Annotated in this window: 14 protein-coding genes; 7 read left to right on the top strand and 7 right to left on the bottom strand. The window is 64.6% G+C overall.

Going from position 1 to position 17,018, the window contains the following annotated elements:
• Window positions 1–175: 175 nt before the first annotated feature.
• A complete protein-coding gene (locus BLV47_RS03980; protein ID WP_092310132.1) occupies window positions 176–1,501 on the top strand; it encodes an MFS transporter in 1,326 nt (441 codons plus the stop codon).
• A 193-nt stretch (window positions 1,502–1,694) separates the two neighbouring features.
• Complete coding sequence (locus tag BLV47_RS03985) at window positions 1,695–2,189, top strand: hypothetical protein (protein WP_208605245.1); 495 nt, start codon at window positions 1,695–1,697, stop codon at window positions 2,187–2,189.
• Between the two features lie 110 nt (window positions 2,190–2,299).
• Here BLV47_RS03985 and BLV47_RS03990 read toward each other — a convergent pair whose 3' ends face one another.
• From BLV47_RS03990 to istA, 3 genes are read right to left on the bottom strand one after another with little or no spacing between them, the layout of a single operon-like run.
• Entirely contained in the window at window positions 2,300–2,743 is a 444-nt protein-coding gene (locus BLV47_RS03990; RefSeq protein ID WP_244168838.1) for a lysozyme inhibitor LprI family protein, read from the bottom strand.
• The gene (istB, locus tag BLV47_RS03995; protein WP_062838242.1) at window positions 2,740–3,489 is read right to left on the bottom strand and encodes an IS21-like element IS1474 family helper ATPase IstB; all 750 of its coding nucleotides are present in this window, start codon (window positions 3,487–3,489) and stop codon (window positions 2,740–2,742) included. Before istB ends, BLV47_RS03990 begins: the two co-directional genes overlap by 4 nt.
• On the bottom strand, window positions 3,377–5,062 hold the full coding sequence (istA, locus tag BLV47_RS04000) for an IS21 family transposase (RefSeq protein WP_062838241.1): 1,686 nt from the start codon (window positions 5,060–5,062) through the stop codon (window positions 3,377–3,379). The genes istB and istA overlap by 113 nt, the downstream gene beginning before the upstream one ends.
• A 535-nt stretch (window positions 5,063–5,597) precedes the next feature.
• On the opposite strand from istA, the gene BLV47_RS04010 reads away from it, so the two are divergent.
• A complete protein-coding gene (locus tag BLV47_RS04010; RefSeq protein ID WP_092310141.1) occupies window positions 5,598–6,494 on the top strand; it encodes a cation diffusion facilitator family transporter in 897 nt (298 codons plus the stop codon).
• Between the two features lie 52 nt (window positions 6,495–6,546).
• Here BLV47_RS04010 and BLV47_RS04015 read toward each other — a convergent pair whose 3' ends face one another.
• Entirely contained in the window at window positions 6,547–7,221 is a 675-nt protein-coding gene (locus BLV47_RS04015) for a heavy metal response regulator transcription factor (protein ID WP_092310144.1), read from the bottom strand.
• A 385-nt stretch (window positions 7,222–7,606) separates the two neighbouring features.
• Between BLV47_RS04015 and BLV47_RS04020 the strand changes: the two genes are divergently transcribed.
• The 3 genes from BLV47_RS04020 (at window position 7,607) to BLV47_RS04030 (ending at window position 13,403) form a co-directional block, all read left to right on the top strand.
• The gene (locus BLV47_RS04020; protein WP_092310147.1) at window positions 7,607–8,857 is read left to right on the top strand and encodes a TolC family protein; all 1,251 of its coding nucleotides are present in this window, start codon (window positions 7,607–7,609) and stop codon (window positions 8,855–8,857) included.
• A 197-nt stretch (window positions 8,858–9,054) separates the two neighbouring features.
• On the top strand, window positions 9,055–10,239 hold the full coding sequence (locus tag BLV47_RS04025) for an efflux RND transporter periplasmic adaptor subunit (RefSeq protein ID WP_092310150.1): 1,185 nt from the start codon (window positions 9,055–9,057) through the stop codon (window positions 10,237–10,239).
• A 26-nt stretch (window positions 10,240–10,265) separates the two neighbouring features.
• The gene (locus tag BLV47_RS04030) at window positions 10,266–13,403 is read left to right on the top strand and encodes a CusA/CzcA family heavy metal efflux RND transporter (RefSeq protein WP_092310153.1); all 3,138 of its coding nucleotides are present in this window, start codon (window positions 10,266–10,268) and stop codon (window positions 13,401–13,403) included.
• Between the two features lie 650 nt (window positions 13,404–14,053).
• On the opposite strand, the gene BLV47_RS04035 is transcribed toward BLV47_RS04030, so the two are convergent.
• The gene (locus BLV47_RS04035) at window positions 14,054–14,272 is read right to left on the bottom strand and encodes a hypothetical protein (RefSeq protein WP_092310156.1); all 219 of its coding nucleotides are present in this window, start codon (window positions 14,270–14,272) and stop codon (window positions 14,054–14,056) included.
• Between the two features lie 176 nt (window positions 14,273–14,448).
• Window positions 14,449–15,777, bottom strand: coding sequence for an OprD family porin (locus tag BLV47_RS04040; RefSeq protein ID WP_092310159.1), 1,329 nt, complete (start codon window positions 15,775–15,777; stop codon window positions 14,449–14,451).
• A 331-nt stretch (window positions 15,778–16,108) separates the two neighbouring features.
• Here BLV47_RS04040 and BLV47_RS04045 point away from each other — a divergent pair, with 331 nt between their 5' ends.
• On the top strand, window positions 16,109–16,441 hold the full coding sequence (locus tag BLV47_RS04045; RefSeq protein ID WP_092310162.1) for a DUF2790 domain-containing protein: 333 nt from the start codon (window positions 16,109–16,111) through the stop codon (window positions 16,439–16,441).
• 23 nt (window positions 16,442–16,464) lie between these two features.
• Here BLV47_RS04045 and BLV47_RS04050 read toward each other — a convergent pair whose 3' ends face one another.
• Window positions 16,465–16,959 (bottom strand): RidA family protein, encoded by a 495-nt coding sequence (locus tag BLV47_RS04050; RefSeq protein ID WP_092310165.1) that lies wholly within the window; start codon window positions 16,957–16,959, stop codon window positions 16,465–16,467.
• Between the last annotated feature and the right edge of the window lie 59 nt (window positions 16,960–17,018).

A 17,018-nucleotide genomic window follows, 5' to 3' on the forward strand; every position in this document is an offset into this window, starting at 1 on the left:
ACGACTTTCCTGATTCTGCTGGGGTGGGAAAGTGCCTGATTATTGGCCTGGAGCGCGGCCGTTCAAGGTACAGAAAATCGCGGAAAACCAGCCCAGGGCAGGGAACGGGTTGTTCCCCGGATCTTTTGCGTAGACCATGAGCGCCTTTGCTTTGTGCTGCCATCGAGTTGCGTTCATGACCCCTTCCACCGAGTCGTCGCCGGCGCGCTTTTCCCGCGCCGACTACAAGACCCTGGGCCTGGCCGCCCTGGGCGGAGCCCTGGAAATCTACGATTTCATCATCTTCGTATTTTTCGCCCTGACCCTGAGCCAGTTGTTCTTCCCCCCGGAAATGCCCGAATGGCTGCGCCTGCTGCAAAGCTTCGGGATCTTCGTCACCGGCTACCTGGCCCGGCCCCTGGGCGGCATTCTCATGGCGCATTTCGCCGATCGGCTGGGGCGCAAGAAGGTCTTCAGCCTGAGCATCCTGATGATGGCGTTGCCCTGCCTGCTGATCGGAATCATGCCGACCTACGCCCAGATCGGCTATTTCGCGCCCTTGCTGCTGCTGGCGCTGCGGGTGCTGCAGGGCGCTGCGGTGGGCGGTGAGGTGCCCAGCGCCTGGGTGTTCGTCGCCGAGCACGCGCCACGGGCCCATCGCGGCTATGCCCTGGGCTTCCTGCAGGCCGGGCTGACCTTCGGCTACCTGCTGGGCGCGCTGACCGCGACCCTGCTGGCGCGGGTCTTCAGCCCCGAGGAAATCCTCGACCACGCCTGGCGCTATCCCTTCCTGCTGGGCGGGGTGTTTGGCGTGATCGGCGTCTGGTTGCGCCGCTGGCTGAGTGAAACCCCGGTGTTCATGGCGTTGCAGGAGCAGCGCGAGAACGCCGCGGAACTGCCCCTGCGCACCGTGTTGCGCGAGCACCGGCTGGCGATCCTGCCGGCGCTGATCCTGACTTGCGTGCTGACCTCGGCGGTGGTGGTGTTCGTGGTCATCACCCCGACCATGATGCAGAAAAGCTTCGGCATGAGCGCCAGCCACACCTTTGCCCTGAGCAGCCTGGGCATCGTCTTCCTCAACATTGGCTGCGTGCTGGCGGGGCTGATCGTCGACCGCCTTGGCGCCTGGCGCACGGTGATGCTCTACAGCCTGCTGCTGCCCTTGGGCATCGCCGTGCTCTATGGCTGCCTGATCAGCGGCGGCACCTGGATCGGCCTGGCCTACGCCATTGCCGGCCTGGGTTGCGGTGTGGTGGGGGCGGTGCCCTCGGTGATGGTCAGCCTGTTTCCACCGCGGATTCGGGTCTCGGGGATCTCCTTCACCTACAACATCGCCTATGCCCTCTGGGCCAGTACCACCCCGTTGCTGCTGATCGCCCTGATGCCCTGGAGCCCGTGGATCTGCGTGATCTATTGCGCGCTGATGGGCGCAGTGGGGGTGATCAGTGCCGGTTACTTCGGCGGCCGCGTGGGCGAGGAGCTGCCGCTGGCGCGAGGATCCTGCGCCGTGGATCAGGGGTAGGAAATTTCTTCATCAGCTTGTGATCAAGCGAAACAGCGAGCTAGAGCCTTCGCCAAAAGGCCGATGAATCTACCCTGAAAATGGGCTGAAAAATGGCTTTCAGCCCTTGGTTTTTTCCCGCTAATCTCTCGGAAAAACGCGGCCCGCGCCAGGGTTTCCGGGAGCTGTCTTGATTCGTTCGACGCTGTGTTCCTTGCGAAATTTCTCCGCCCTCGCCCCACTGCTGCAAGTGGCGTTGGTGAGCTTTGTGCTGGGGTTGGTATTCGTCCTGATCGAGGCCTGGACCAGTACCCTGGTGGACTATGGCCTGGAAGGCGCCAGCCCCGACAGCCTCAGTGCCTGGGTGGTCAGGGTGGAGGCGGGGGCGCTGCTGGTCGAAGACCTCGATAGCGGCGAACGCCAACGCTTGCGCTTGAGCCCCGAGCTGACCCGGCTCCAGGTGCCGCTCGCACAACTACCCGGACAGCCCCTGGTGCTGAGTCATCTGCGGGGTTACCTGCTGGGTTGTACCCGCGACGATCAGCCCTGGTGCGTTGCCCGGTGTGACAGCGCCGAGCAATGCCAGCAGCGCCTGCGCGAGCGCGAATCCTGCCTGGGCATGCTGGGTTTCGCCTGGCTCGGCAGCCTGGTGTGCCTGCTTGCCCATGGCCTCGGCTCCCGCCGGTTCTACCGGCATTCGGCGCCCTGATGGCGCTTTTGCGGGCAAGCCCGCCGCTACCGGCGCCATCGCCTAGCAGCCGGCTCGCCGGCGAAAGCGGCCGCCGAGCCTTGCACCATTGCGCATGACCCGGCGGGCGGCTATTCGGGCAGCAGTTGCTCCAGGTAGCGGGTACGTTCGTTGCTCAGGCGGGTCACGCAACGGTTGATCAGGGTGACGTGGGCCGGTTTGCCCGGCGCCACTTCGAAGGCTTCCAGCACGCAGGTGCTGTCGCGGTACTTGATCCAGGCCCGCTGCGCGTTCTTCAACTTGCCGAGGTATTCCTGCTCTTGCAGCAGGCTGCTGGGATACAGGTTGTGCACCCGTGCCAAGAGCGCCTGATAGCTCTGATTGAGGGCATTGTCGGCCCGTTCCTTGTCTTGCTGGGCACAGCGATCGACCTGTTCGCTGACCTCGATGTGGCTGCAGTCCAGCGGGGCGGCCCGGGTGCGGATTTCGGTGAACGTGACCGAGCGTTTCGCTAATACGTGACCGGTGCTTCCACCCCGGTTGCGCGGGTTCTGGATTGTAATCGCATCGGTCACGATGCGGCTTGTTCCTCGGCTTTTTTTCGGCGCAGCGACTCGCCTTTCATCGTCAGTCGGTAGGCGTTGTGCACCAGGCGGTCGAGGATGGCATCGGCCAGGGTCGGGTCGTTGATCCAGCCGTGCCAGTGCTCGATGGGCAGTTGGCTCGTCAGGATGGTGGAGCGGCTGCCAGCGCGGTCGTCGATCACCTCCAGCAGGTCATGCCGGGCTCCTTCCTCCAGCGGGGCTAGCGCCCAGTCGTCCAGCACCAGGACGTCGACCTTTGCCAGCTGTTGCAGGGTACGGCCGAAGCTGCCGTCGCCATGAGCGATGCGCAGTTGTTCCAGCAGGCGCGGGGTGCGCAGGTACAGGGTGCTATAGCCCTGGCGGCAGGCCTGGTTGCCCAGGGCGCAGGCCAGCCAGGTTTTGCCGGCACCGGTCGGGCCGGTCAGCAGCAGGTTGTGCTGCTGGCGGATCCAGTCGCCACTGGCCAGGGTGGCGATCAGACGCTCGTCCAGGGCGCGTCCGGTGCGGCGGTCGAGATCTTCCAGGCAGGCGTTGGCGTACTTGAGCTTGGCCTTCTTGCGCAGCCGTACCAGGCGCTGGTTGTCACGCCAGGCCAGTTCGCGGTCGAGCAGTAGGCCGAGGCGTTCATCGAAGCTCAGGCTGTGGCTGGCCGGCAGCGTCCATTGCTCTTCCAGGGCGCGGGCCATGCCGTCCAGGCGTAGCTGGTGCAGTTGATTCAGGGTGTGTTGCGGCATCATCGAACAGCTCCTGTTGCGGGGGTTGGTAGTAGTCGGCGCCACGGACGTTCTCGTGGTCGCCGGGTAAGGTCGTTTCGGCGGCACGCTGGGGCAGCGGCTGTTGATCCAGGCCTTGCTGGAGCAGGTTGCGCACGCTGCGCCCGGTGAAGGCGCGCAGGTGTACGGCACGTTCGGCAGCGGCTTCCAGGCGTGCATTGCCATAGCGCCGGGCCAGCGAGAGCAGGCCGAGGCAGGCGCGGTAGCCCATCTCCGGGTGCGGCTTGTGGGTCAGTTGGTGATCGATCAGTTGGCGCGTGTAGGGGCCGATCCGCGCGCCCCAGTCGAGCAGGCGTTGTGGCGTCCATTCGCGATGCGCCTGGTGCGCCGCGGGCATGTGCTCGCGCTGGGTACTGTAAGCGCCGCGTCGCCCCAGCAGCAGGTGGCTGGCCACCCGCCGGTTGCCATGCAGCACTTCCAGGGTGTGTGCCGTCAGTCGCACGTCCACGTTCTGCCGGGCCAGGGCGGAGGGCACGCTGTAGAAGCTGCCATTGACCTCGATGTGGTAGTCGATGCTGACCTTGCAGCGCTTGAAGGTGGCGACCTCGTAGGGATGCACCGGCAGCGCTCGCAAGGCCGGGCGATCCAGGCGCTCGAACCAGTCGCGCCGGCAGCCATCGAGCCGCTTGAACGGGCGCCGATTCAGATCCTCCAGCAGCTCGGCGATGGCCTGGTTAAGCGCATGCAGGCTGAAGAACTGCCGATGGCGCAGCCGCGCCATGATCCAGCGCTCGACCACCTGCACCGCCACCTCGGCCTTGGCCTTGTCCTGAGGCTTGCGTGGCCGTGCCGGCAGGATCACCGTCTGGTAATGACGCGCGCACTCCAGCGTGGCCCGGTTCAGGCCCGGCTCGTAGCGATCCGGCTGGGCGACCAGGGCGCGCGGATTGTCCGGCACAACCATTTCCGGCACGCCGCCAAAGTAGGTCAGAGCCTGGCCCAGCGAGGTCAGCCAGTCCACCTGGGTTTCGCCTGGCGTCGCGCAGGCATAGGTGTAATTCGAGGCGCCCAGGGCGGCGACGAAGATGTGCGCCCGGCGCACTTCGCCGGTGGCCGGGTCGACCACCGGCAGCGTCGGCCCGGCATAGTCGATGAATAGCTTCTCGCCCGCACGGTGCAGCTGACGCATCGAACGTTTGAGCGTCTGGGCGTAGCGCCGGTAGTGCTCGACGAACTGGGTGTAGCGGTAGGTCGGCTGGCCCGCATGCGCGGCGAGATATTCCTCCCACAGCAGCTGCAAGGTCACGCCCTTGCGTCGCAACTCGCGGTGGATGCTCAGCACATCGGGCAGCACTCGCTCACCGCGCGGCTTGTTCGTCGACGTCGGTGCAAACAAGGCGGCCGCCAGCGCGGCCTCGTCCATGGCCACCAGCGCCGGCCAGTCCAGCCCGGCCACCCGCGCCGCCGCGATGTACTTGCTAACCACGCCCTTGGACAGCTGCAAGGCACGGGCAATCTTCTCGTGGGACAAGCCGGCCTCAAACTTGAGGCGCAGACATTCTTTGATGTTTCGCATGGCTACTCGCGGCGCCGCCATCTTCCTCTCCCGAAATCGGTCGAGGATGGCGGCGCATCAGGTCATGCGCAACGAAGGGGAAGGCTTTCGCTAAGTCGTGACCGGCGATTTCGGTAAGCCGTGACCACCTGTTTCGGAACAGGCGGAAAATCGGTCACGTTGCTACCGAAATGAGCGGTCACGCGTTAGCGAAATGACCGGTCACGATCAACCGAAACGGCCGGTCACGGTGCTCCGAAATCCGCACCCGGGCGGCAGGCGATCCGCCGCCAACCCCGAGCAGCAGAGCCACAGCGAGGCCGAAGATCCAGGGCTGATGATGCATGACGGTCCCTTCGCGCTGAGAGTGGAGCGGGCATTCTACAGCGCCGCCGTCGATGCAGAAGAGGGTGGCCGCGGGCCCGGGCTTCGGGTGCGGCGCCTGGTTCGCTCGGTACGGCCGCCCACTGATGTCCGGCAGATGAGCGCAAGATGACAATTCGCTTATCCAGCCGCGATCCCTCGGACAATCGAACTATCATCAGGCCGACGCTTTTCAGCCACAGGAGCATGTTCCATGGGTGCAGGACACCAACACGGCCAGGCGCGGGCCGGGCATGAACGCAAGTTGTGGATGGCCCTGGGGCTGACCGGCAGCTTCATGCTCGCCGAAGTCATCGGCGCCTTTGTCACCGGCAGCCTGGCGTTGCTCTCGGATGCCGCGCACATGCTCACCGACACCCTGGCCCTGGCCATCTCCCTGGTGGCGATCCAGGTGGCCAAGCGCCCGGCGGACCGCAAGCGCACGTTCGGCTACGCGCGTTTCGAAATCCTCGCGGCGGCCTTCAATGCCCTGCTGCTGTTCGTGGTGGCGTTCTACATCCTGTTCGAGGCCTGGCAACGCTTGCAGGCTCCGGCCGCGATCCAGTCCACGGGGATGCTGGTGATCGCCGTGCTGGGGTTGATCGTCAATTTGATCGCCATGGGCCTGCTGGCCTCGGCCAGCAGCCAGAGCCTCAACGTCAAGGGCGCGTACCTAGAAGTGTGGAGTGACATGCTCGGTTCATTGGGGGTGATTGGCGCGGCCCTGGTGATCATGTTCACCGGCTGGGGCTGGGTCGACTCCCTGGTGGCGGCGGCCATCGGCTTCTGGGTGCTGCCAAGGACCTGGACCCTGCTCAGGGAGAGCATGAACGTGCTGCTGCAAGGGGTGCCGGACGGGATCGACATCGAGCTGGTGGAGCAGGCCATTCGCGGCGTGCCCGGGATCGGCGACGTGCATGACCTGCACATCTGGGCCCTGACCAGCGGCAAGAACGTGCTCAGCGCGCATCTGGTGGCGCACCTGCAGGGGCGCGACGAGCAGGCGATCCTGGCCGAGGTCACCGAGCTGCTGCAGGAGCGCTTCGAGATTGCCCACGTCACCCTGCAGGTGGAGCAGGTGGGGTTTCACCAGCAGGTGCATGAACATTGAAGGAGCAGCGCGCGCCCAGGAGCTGGCGCCCCCGCGAACCCGGCCTCGCGCCTCAGTCGCGTTCTTCGAGGACGTAACCCACGCCGCGCAACGTGTGGATCAGCTTGCGTTCGAACGGATCGTCGATCTTCGCCCGCAGGCGGCGGATCGAGACTTCCACCACATTGGTGTCGCAATCGAAGTTCATGTCCCAGACAAAGGAGATGATCTGGGTTCGCGACAGCACCACTCCGCTCTGGCGCATCAGCAGGTGCAGCAGGGCGAACTCCTTGGTGGTCAGGTCGATGCGCTGTTTGCCGCGAAAGGCCCGGTGGCGGCTCTGATCCAGTTCCAGGTCGGCAACGCGCAACACATCCGGCACCGGTTTCTGTTCGCTGCGGCGCATCAGGGTGCGGACCCGGGCCAGCAACTCGGGAAACTCGAACGGCTTGACCAGGTAATCATCGGCGCCCAGATCCAGGCCGCGAATCTTGTCCGCCAGTCGGCCCTGGGCGGTCAGCATCATGACCCGGGTGCTGCTGTTCTGGCGGATCTGGGACAGCACTCCCCAGCCGTCGATCTGCGGCAGGTTGACGTCGAGAATCACCAGGTCATAGGCGTGCTGACGGGTCAGGTGCAGGCCATCCGCGCCGGTATTGGCGCAATCCACCACATAACCGCTTTCGGTCAGTCCCTGATGCAGGTACTCGGCGGTTTTGAGTTCGTCTTCGATAACCAGGATGCGCATGCGAGTGAAGTTCTCGGTGGATAACGGGCAGTAAGGAAAGTTGTTGAAAGCGGCGCTGAAGATGCGCGGCGAGTGTGCTCGGTCATATGCACTTTGAACGATCTGCAAGTTGATGGGGGATCGCTTTAAAGCGTGCGCTGCACTTGCTTTCAATGCCCGGATATTAATACAGAACCTTGAGCCAGAGCCTTGGCTAACGGATTTGTAATCTTTGCGCCACTCTGCTGATAACCGCTGAAAGTTACCCTGGGTTGAACTTGAAACTCATTCTGCCAATGGGCGCAGTGTTGCAGTTTCATATCGACCGGGGCCCTCTTTGTATATCCCGCGATATGTTCCGCGCCGCTTTGCAGAAACTTTGCCTCACCAGGGGCCGGAACCTGTTATGCCGACTTTCCCGAGAACACCCGCCCGGGCTGCGCCGACCTGCCGCTTGCTGCTGTGGCTGGTCCTGGCGGCCGCGCCGCTGAGCGTTGCCCAAGCCTCCGTCCTGAGCCTGGACAGTGCCCTGGCCAAGGCCGTGGCCAACAACCCCGAACTGGCCGCCGCACGCTGGGAGATCGACATCGCCCAGGGCGCCCGGCAACAGGCCGGGTTGCTGCCCAACCCGGTGCTCTCGGTGGACGCCGAGGACACCCGCAGGAATTCGCGCACCACCTCGGTCAAGCTCAGCCAGGCGCTGGAACTGGGGGGCAAGCGTGGCGCCCGGGTGGAGGTGGCCAGTCGTGGCCAGGAACTGGCCGCCCTGGAGCTGGAGCGACGCGGCAATCAGCTGCGGGCCGATGTTCTACAGGCTTACTACGCCGCGTTGCAGGCCCAGGAGCGCACGCAACTGGCCGGGCGCTCGCTGGCCCTGGCCGAACGCGGGGTGAACGTGGCCCAGGGGCGGGTCAATGCCGGCAAGGCTTCGCCGGTGGAAGCCACCCGGGCCCAGGTGCAACTGGCCGAGGTTCGTCTGGAGCTCAGCCGTGGACAGATGGAGCAAGACATTGCCTATCAGCAACTGGCCAGGATCACCGGCAGCGCCGCCACGGACTTCTCGGCGGTGCAGGAGCCGTCCCGGGCGCTGACCTCGCTGCCGGCCTCGGCGCAGTTGTTGAGTCGCTTGCCGGAGACGGCGGAGTTGCGCCTGGCGGAGCAGGAAATCGTTCAGCGCGAGGCATCCCTGGGGCTGGAGAAGGCCCAGCGGATTCCCGATCTGGACGTCAGCATCGGCAGCCAGTACGACGCCAGCGCCCGTGAGCGGGTCAATCTGCTGGGCCTGTCCATGCCGTTGCCGCTGTTCAACCGCAACCAGGGCAATCTGCTATCCGCCGCGCGCCGCGCCGATCAGGCCCGGGACCTGCGCAACGCCACGGAGCTGCGCCTGCGCAGTGAAACCCGCCAGGCCCTGGAGCAATGGAGCACCGCCAGGGGCGAAGTGCAGGCCTTCAACCAGACCATCCTGCCCGCCGCCCAGCGCGCGGTGGACAGTGCCACCCGGGGCTTCGAGATGGGCAAGTTCAGTTTCCTCGAAGTACTGGACGCCCAGCGCACGCTGATCGGCGCCCGTAGCCAGTACCTCGCCGCCGTGGCGCAAACCACCGATGCCTGGGTGCGGATCGAGCGCATCTACGGCGACCTCAGCCGCTGGTGAAAGCCGGGCTGCGGGGCCTGGTCTGCCTGCTTGCCCTGCTAATCAGCGATTGCAGTGCCGGGCCTGGGACGCCACCCGAGGAGCCGCCCCGGCACTGGTGTGTTCATGAATGGCATCGGGCCCTCGACGACTTTTTCTTTTCGCCTACCTCGTAAGGCGCTTCGCGCGCTGCCGAACCTCGATTCTCAGGAGTACCCATGGATAAAAAACGCAGCCTGATAATGGTCATGACCGCGGTGGTTGGCCTGGGAGCGGCGGCCCTGCTGTTGCCGGGCCTGTCCGCCCCCGGGGCGCCTGCCGATGCCAAGCGGACGGATGTCGCCGAACCGGTCGGGCACGGCGCCGAGGAGCCCGAAGGTCACCTGGAACTCAGCGCCGAGCAGATCCAGGCCGCCGGGATCGAACTGGCCGAGGCCGGTCCGCGGCAGCTCAAGCGAGTGCTGAGCCTGCCGGGGGAAATCCGCTTCGACGAGGATCGCACCTCGCACATCGTGCCCCGGGCCGCCGGGGTCGTGGAGTCGGTGCAGGTCAATCTGGGGCAGTCGGTCAAGCGCGGCGAGCTGCTGGCGGTGATCGCCAGCCCGCAGGTGTCCGACCAGCGCAGCGAGCTGGCGGCCGCCGGACGGCGGGTGGAGTTGGCCCGTACCACCTTCGAGCGCGAGCGGCAGTTGTGGATCGATCAGATCTCCGCCGAACAGGATTACCTGCTGGCCCGCCAGAACCTGCAAGAAGCACAAATCGCCCTCGACAATGCCCGACAGAAGATGAATGCCCTGAGTGGCAGCGCCCAGTTGGCGGGGGGCAACCGCTATGAAATGCGCGCGCCCTTTGATGGCGTGGTGGTGGAAAAGCACCTCAGCGTCGGCGAGGTGGTGAGCGAGAACAGTGCGGCCTTCACCCTCTCGGACCTGTCCCGGGTCTGGGCCACTTTCGGTGTGTTCCCCAAGGACCTGGGCAAGGTCCGGGTCGGCCAGCCCGTGAGTGTCAGCTCCAGCGAACTGGGGACCCAGGTCCAGGGCCAGGTGGCTTACGTCGGCAGCCTGCTGGGCGAGCAGACCCGGACCGCCACGGTGCGGGTGACCCTGGCCAACCCGAATGACGCCTGGCGCCCGGGGCTGTTCGTTGCGGTGCAGGTGGCCACCGAAGCCTTCGAGGCGCCGGTCAGCGTGCCGCAGAGTGCGATCCAGACCGTGGAAGACCGGCCGTCGGTGTTTGTCCGGGTGGCCGAGGGCTTCCAGGCCACGCCGGTGGTCACCGGTGCCGCCGATGACGGTTTCGTCGAGGTCCGCGAAGGGCTGGCGGCCGGAGCCCAGGTGGCCACCCGCGGCAGTTTCACCCTCAAGTCCGAACTGGGCAAAGGCACGGCCGACCACGGCCATTGATCGGTCACAGCTGAGAGTGCTTTCCCATGTTTGAACGCATCATTCAATTTGCCATCGAGCAACGCATCATCGTTCTTCTGGCGGTGTTGCTGATGGCCGGCGTCGGCATCGCCAGCTACCAGAAACTGCCGATCGACGCGGTGCCCGATATCACCAACGTCCAGGTGCAGATCAACTCGGCGGCGCCGGGCTTTTCGCCCCTGGAAACCGAGCAGCGCATCACCTTTCCCATCGAAACCGCCATGGCCGGCCTGCCGGGTTTGCAGCAGAGCCGTTCGCTGTCGCGTTCGGGCCTGTCCCAGGTGACGGTGATCTTCAAGGACGGCACCGACCTGTTCTTCGCCCGGCAACTGGTCAACGAGCGACTGCAGGTGGCGCGCGAGCAATTGCCTCAAGGCGTGGAGGCGGTGATGGGGCCGATCTCCACCGGCCTCGGGGAAATCTTCCTGTGGACCGTGGAGGCCGAGGAGGGCGCGCGCAAGGAAGACGGCACGCCCTACACCCCGACCGACCTGCGGGTGATCCAGGACTGGATCATCAAGCCGCAGTTGCGCAACGTGCAGGGCGTGGCCGAGATCAACACCATCGGTGGCTTCGCCAAGGAGTACCAGATCGCCCCGGACCCCAAGCGCCTGGCGGCTTACCGGCTGACCCTGAATGATCTGGTAACGGCCCTGGAGCGCAACAACGCCAACGTTGGCGCCGGCTACATCGAGCGCAGCGGCGAACAGTTGCTGATTCGCGCGCCGGGGCAACTGGCGTCCATCGAGGACATCGCCAACATCGTCATCAGCAGCAGCGACGGCACGCCGATCCGCGTGCGCAACGTCGCCCAGGTGCAGATCGGCCGCGAACTGCGCACCGGCGCCGCCACCGAAAACGGTCGCGAGGTGGTGCTGGGCACGGTGTTCATGCTGATTGGCGAGAACAGCCGCAGCGTGTCCCAGGCGGTGGCGAAAAAACTCGAAGAGATCAACCGCTCGCTGCCTGAAGGGGTGGTGGCGGTCACGGTCTACGACCGCACCAACCTGGTGGAAAAAGCCATCGCCACGGTGAAGAAGAACCTCTTCGAAGGCGCGCTGCTGGTGATCGTGATTCTGTTCCTGTTCCTGGGCAATATCCGCGCGGCGCTGATCACCGCCCTGGTGATTCCGCTGTCGATGCTGTTCACCTTCACCGGCATGTTCAGCAACAAGGTCAGCGCCAACCTGATGAGCCTCGGCGCCCTGGATTTTGGCATCATCGTCGACGGCGCGGTGGTGATCGTGGAGAACGCCATCCGCCGCCTGGCCCATGCCCAGCAGCACCACGGACGCATGCTGACTCGCTCCGAACGCCTGCACGAAGTTTTTGCCGCGGCCAAGGAGGCGCGGCGTGCACTGATCTTCGGCCAGCTGATCATCATGGTGGTGTACCTGCCGATCTTTGCCCTGACCGGGGTGGCCGGGAAGATGTTCCATCCCATGGCCTTCACCGTGGTCATGGCCTTGCTGGGGGCGATGATCCTGTCGGTGACCTTCGTCCCGGCGGCCATCGCGCTGTTCGTCACCGGCAAGGTCAAGGAAGAGGAAAACCTGCTGGTGCGCAGCGCCAAGCGGGGCTACGCACCGGTGCTGGACTGGGTCATGGGCCATCGTGCGGCGACCTTCGCCCTGGCCGCGGCGATCTTGCTGGGCAGCGCTGTGCTGGCCAGTCGCATGGGCAGCGAATTCATCCCCAGCCTCAGCGAAGGCGACTTCGCCCAGCAGGCCCTGCGGGTGCCCGGCACCAGCCTCACGCAATCGGTGGACCTGCAGCAGCGCCTGGAGAAGACCCTGCTGGCGCAGGTGCCGGAGATCGAGCGAGTGTTTGCCCGTACCGGCACCGCGGAGATCGCCTCGGACCCGATGCCGCCGAACATTTCCGACAGCTACGTGATGCTCAAGCCCAAGGCCCAGTGGCCCGATCCGGGCAAGTCCCGCGAGGCCCTGATCGCCGATATCCAGCGCGCCAGTGCTCGGGTGCCGGGCAGTGCCTACGAGCTGTCGCAGCCGATCCAGCTGCGCTTCAACGAGCTGATTTCCGGAGTGCGCAGCGATGTCGCGGTCAAGGTGTTCGGCGACGACATGAACGTGCTGAACAAGACCGCCAATGACATCGCCGCGGCGTTGCAAGGCTTGTCCGGAGCCTCGGAAGTCAAGGTGGAACAGACCTCGGGGTTGCCGGTACTGACCATCAATATCGACCGCGACAAGGCCGCGCGTTTCGGCCTGAACGTGGGCGATGTGCAAGACACCATCGCCGTGGCGGTGGGCGGGCGTCAGGCCGGCACCCTGTACCAAGGCGACCGGCGTTTCGACATGGTGGTGCGTCTGTCGGATCAACTGCGTACCGACATCGACGGCCTGTCGCGGCTGCTGATCCCGATACCGGCGAGCACGAGTACGGGCAACGGGCAGATCGGTTTTATCGCCCTGTCGGAAGTGGCCAGCCTCGACCTGGTCCTGGGCCCCAACCAGGTCAGCCGCGAGAACGGCAAGCGCCTGGTGATCGTCAGCGCCAACGTGCGCGGCCGCGACATCGGCTCCTTCGTCGAGGAAGCCACGGCCTTGATTGCCGGCAAGGTCAAGGTGCCCGCGGGATACTGGACCACCTGGGGCGGCCAGTTCGAGCAGTTGCAGGAGGCTTCCCAGCGCCTGCAAGTGGTGGTGCCGGTGGCGCTGCTGCTGGTGTTCGGCCTGTTGTTCATGATGTTCAACAACCTCAAGGACGGCCTGCTGGTGTTCACCGGCATTCCCTTTGCCCTGACCGGCGGGATCATGGCCCTGTGGCTGCGAGACATTCCGTTGTCGATCTCGGCGGGCGTCGGGTTCATCGCCCTGTCGGGTGTCGCGGTGCTCAACGGCCTGGTGATGATTGCCTTTATCCGCAACCTGCGCGAGGAAGGGCGCACCTTGTCCACGGCCATTCACGAAGGTGCCCTGACCCGTTTACGCCCGGTGCTGATGACTGCCCTGGTGGCGTCACTGGGCTTCATCCCCATGGCCCTGGCCACCGGCACCGGCGCCGAAGTGCAACGGCCCCTGGCGACCGTAGTGATTGGCGGCATCCTGTCGTCCACCATCCTCACCTTGCTGGTGTTGCCTGCGCTGTACCAATGGGCTCACCGCAAGGAGCAGGATTAGCCCCCTCCTCCGTAGGCTGAGTGATGGTGCGCTTGCGAGCGTCTTCGCTGGCAAGCCAGCTCCTACGGAGGGCAGGTCCATCGGACCCATTCCTGTAGGAGCCGGCTTGCCGGCGAAGTCGATCTTGAGGATGTCTTCACCGTCCAGCCAACGCCCACGGAGGGCAAGTGCATCGGACCCATTCCTGTAGGAGCCGGCTTGCCGGCGAAGGCGATCTTGAGGATGTCTTCACCGTCCAGCCAGCGCCCACGTAGGGCAAGTGCATCGGACCCATTCCTGTAGGAGCCGGCTTGCCGGCGAAGGCGATCTTGAGGATGTCTTCACCGTCCAGCCAGCGCCCACGTAGGGCAAGTGCATCGGACCCATTCCTGTAGGAGCCGGCTTGCCGGCGAAGGCGATCTTGAGGACGTCTTCGCTGGCAAGCCAGCTCCCACGTAGGACAAGTGCATCGGACTCATTCCTGTAGGAGCCGGCTTGCCGGCGAAGGCGTTCTTGAGGATGTCGTCGCCAGCAAGCCGGTTCCAGCAGGACGCTGCTCAATGGGCGGGCAAAAAAAAGCGCCCCGTATGGGACGCTAAAAATTCATCTCTTTCCAAAGGAGCATCCAAAAAACGCTTCAAGAGATGAATGTGCTCGGTTGGCAGGGGCCGTTAAATATCTTCCTCGGCCGCTGGTGTGGAAGCATCGCGAGGGGCTGTGCCGGTGTCGCCCGTGGCCGCGGTTTGCTGGTTGGCGTCGCCGTGAATCTGTTCCTGGCTGGCCAGGAAGGCGTCACGCATTTGCTGCGACCGTTCGCTGCCGTCGTCGGCCAAGGTGGTGAAGCTGGTGCCGGCCAGAAGGCCGATCAACAACAATTGGGTTGGGCGCATGGATGGACTCCTGACAAGCTCTCGGGCCGGGAAAAGTCCGGCGGATCTGAGTGTGTCCGGGAGTATAGGGAGGCCAACCTAACGAGAAGGTGAGGCCGATATTACAGTTCTGAAAGGCGCGAGTCTGTGAAGAAGTTTTAACACCGGGCAGGCCGTAACCTGCCCGGCTAGACGCTCTAGAGCAGGGCCAGCGGGTACTCGACGATCAGCCGGAATTCCTCCAGGTCGGATTCGAACTGGCTGGAACGGATGGTCGCCTGGCGGATGCGCAGGGACAGGTCCTTGAGCGTGCCGTCCTGGAACACGTACTTGGCTTCGATGTCCCGTTCCCAGCGACGTTGATCCGTCAGCGGATCACCCGCCGCGTCGCGGCGCATGTACACCGAGTTGGCGTGGCTGTAGTCGGCGTCGCTACCGCGGGCGTAACGGGTCATGAAGGACAGCCCGGGAATGCCGAAGGTCTGCATGTCGAGGTCGTAGCGGACCATCCACGAGCGTTCCTTGGGCGAGTTGAAGTCGCTGTACTGGATCGAGTTGTCGAGAAAGATCGAGTCCGACTGGCGCAGGTAGTCGAAGTCGTCATTGCCGTTGTTGCGCTGGTGCGACAGGGCCAGGGTGTGGGCGCCGTAGGTGGCGCCGACCTTGGCGCTCCAGATGTTGTTGTCGAACTCGCCCAGCAGTTTCTTGCCCTCGTCCACGGCCTTGTAGTAGTTGAAGCCGCTGAACAGGGTCAGGTCGTCGGACACCGGGTAGTTCACCGCCGTGCCGAAGTAGTACTGGTCCCAGGCGTCTTTCAGGCGGCTGCTGTAGAGGCTGAAACTGAGGTTGGGGTTGAGCTTGTAATCGCCACCGAAGTAGCCGACCCAGGGTGAGTCGACCTTGCCGGCGTAGAAGGTGGCGAAGCCGTCGCGCATGCCGCTGCTATCGGGTTGGCTCATGGCGTGCAGGCGCCCGCCTTGCAGGTTGAGACCGTTGAGGCTGGTGTTTTCCAGGGTCACCCCGCGAAAGCTTTCCGGCAGCAGGCGCGAATCGCCGTAGTGCACCACCGGGGTCTTGGGGAACACGTCGCCGACTTTCAGCACGGTATCCAGGGCCCGCAGTTTCACCGCGCCGCCGGCCTTGCCGTAGCCGTCGGCGGGCTGGTTGTCGTGGTTCACCGGCAGCATGCCGAAGGAGCCACGGCCGCCGCTGCGCCCGCTGCCGGAGTCGAGCTTGAGGCCATACATGGCAAAGGCGTCGATACCGAAGCCGACCGTACCCTGGGTGAAACCGGATTGGAACTGGCCGATCAGGCCCTGGGCCCAGGCTTCGGAATAGCCGTTGCCGGTGGGGCTGGACTGGCCTTTGCGATCATCGCGGTTGAAGTAGTAATTGCGCAGCAGCAAGTCGAGGCGGCTGCCTTCGACAAAGCCTTCGGGGCGTTCCTCGGCGGCCACCGCGGCCACGGGACAAAGCCCCAGTACCGCGGCGAGCACGGACAGGGACAAGGGGGGATTGATACGCATGGGGTCGCTCCTGAGTGTTGGCAGCTATCAACTTTTATATCGCCAGAGGCGTTCTTATTGGGCTCGACCAACAGGCGTGGTAACGCCCTGAAAGTCGCCGTCGATAGTTGCAAACGGCAGATAACGGCGCGGTGACCCGCTGATTACAATTGTGCAAGAAAGGCTCGTCGACAGGCGCCGGCAGCGTCCCTGAAACCCCGATGAACCGGGCGTTGGATGGCGCACCGGGACGATGCGGGCAGGCGCATTACAGATAAGTAATGTGCCCGTGATCATTGTGAAAGGGTCGGTTGCTTATCCTCGTCGCTGTCCACTGCACGAGGAAACTGTCATGAAAGCTTTCAACCTGAGTATCGCCGCGCTGCTGCTGTCCCTCTCTTCCCTGGCCCTGGCCGAAGGCGGTGGTGATCGCACCTTTGCCCGGGCCATGGTGGAGAACCAGAAGGCCATGGAGCGTTATGCGGCGAGTCAGGGCAAGCCGGCGCCGGTGGTGCAGAACTACCGCTACGGCATGGATCTGGATATCGCCAGGGTGGTCAGCGTCACCCCGCCGATCAAGTCCTGCAACGTGGTGCCTTCGCGCATGACCTACGAAGACTCCGCCGGCCAGCTCAAGACCATCGAGTACCAGGTCATGGGTCAGTGCCGCAACAACGGCAGCTGACCCATCAGAGGCTGGCGCGGCCTTCAGTCGTTGCCGGGTTCAGGGTGCAGGGCGACGATCATGTCGACTTCCACCGAGGCATTTTTCGGTAATTGATAGACCCCCACCGAGGTGCGCGTGTGCACCCCGGCGTCGGCGAAGATCGAATAGAGCACCTCTGAGGCGCCGTCCGCCACCTCGCTCTGCTGGGTAAAGTCCGCCGCGCTCTGCACGTAGACGTTGATCCGCAGGATGCGCCGGATCCGTTGCAGGTCGCCGAGCAGTTGCTCAAGGATCGCCAGGGCCCGCAGGGTACAGATCTGTGCCCCGTGGCGGGCCTGCTCCAGGCTGGTTTCGGCGCCTACCCGGCCGACCACCATCACCTTGTCGTCGATCCGCGGGATCTGTCCGCTGACGTACACCTCATCGCCATTGCGCACCGTCGGCACATAGTTGCCGCCAATGCGCATCTCGCCGTCGAAACGGTGCCCAACCCGTGCTACTTCCTGCTGAAAAAGCGCTTTGCGTGATGCATCCATAGTCCAACTCCGTCGATCGCCTGAGATTTCCCGATGCCGACTATACGCGCTCCAGAGCG

It is taken from the genome of Pseudomonas saponiphila (genome assembly GCF_900105185.1).
In the GTDB taxonomy this organism is placed as follows: domain Bacteria; phylum Pseudomonadota; class Gammaproteobacteria; order Pseudomonadales; family Pseudomonadaceae; genus Aquipseudomonas; species Aquipseudomonas saponiphila.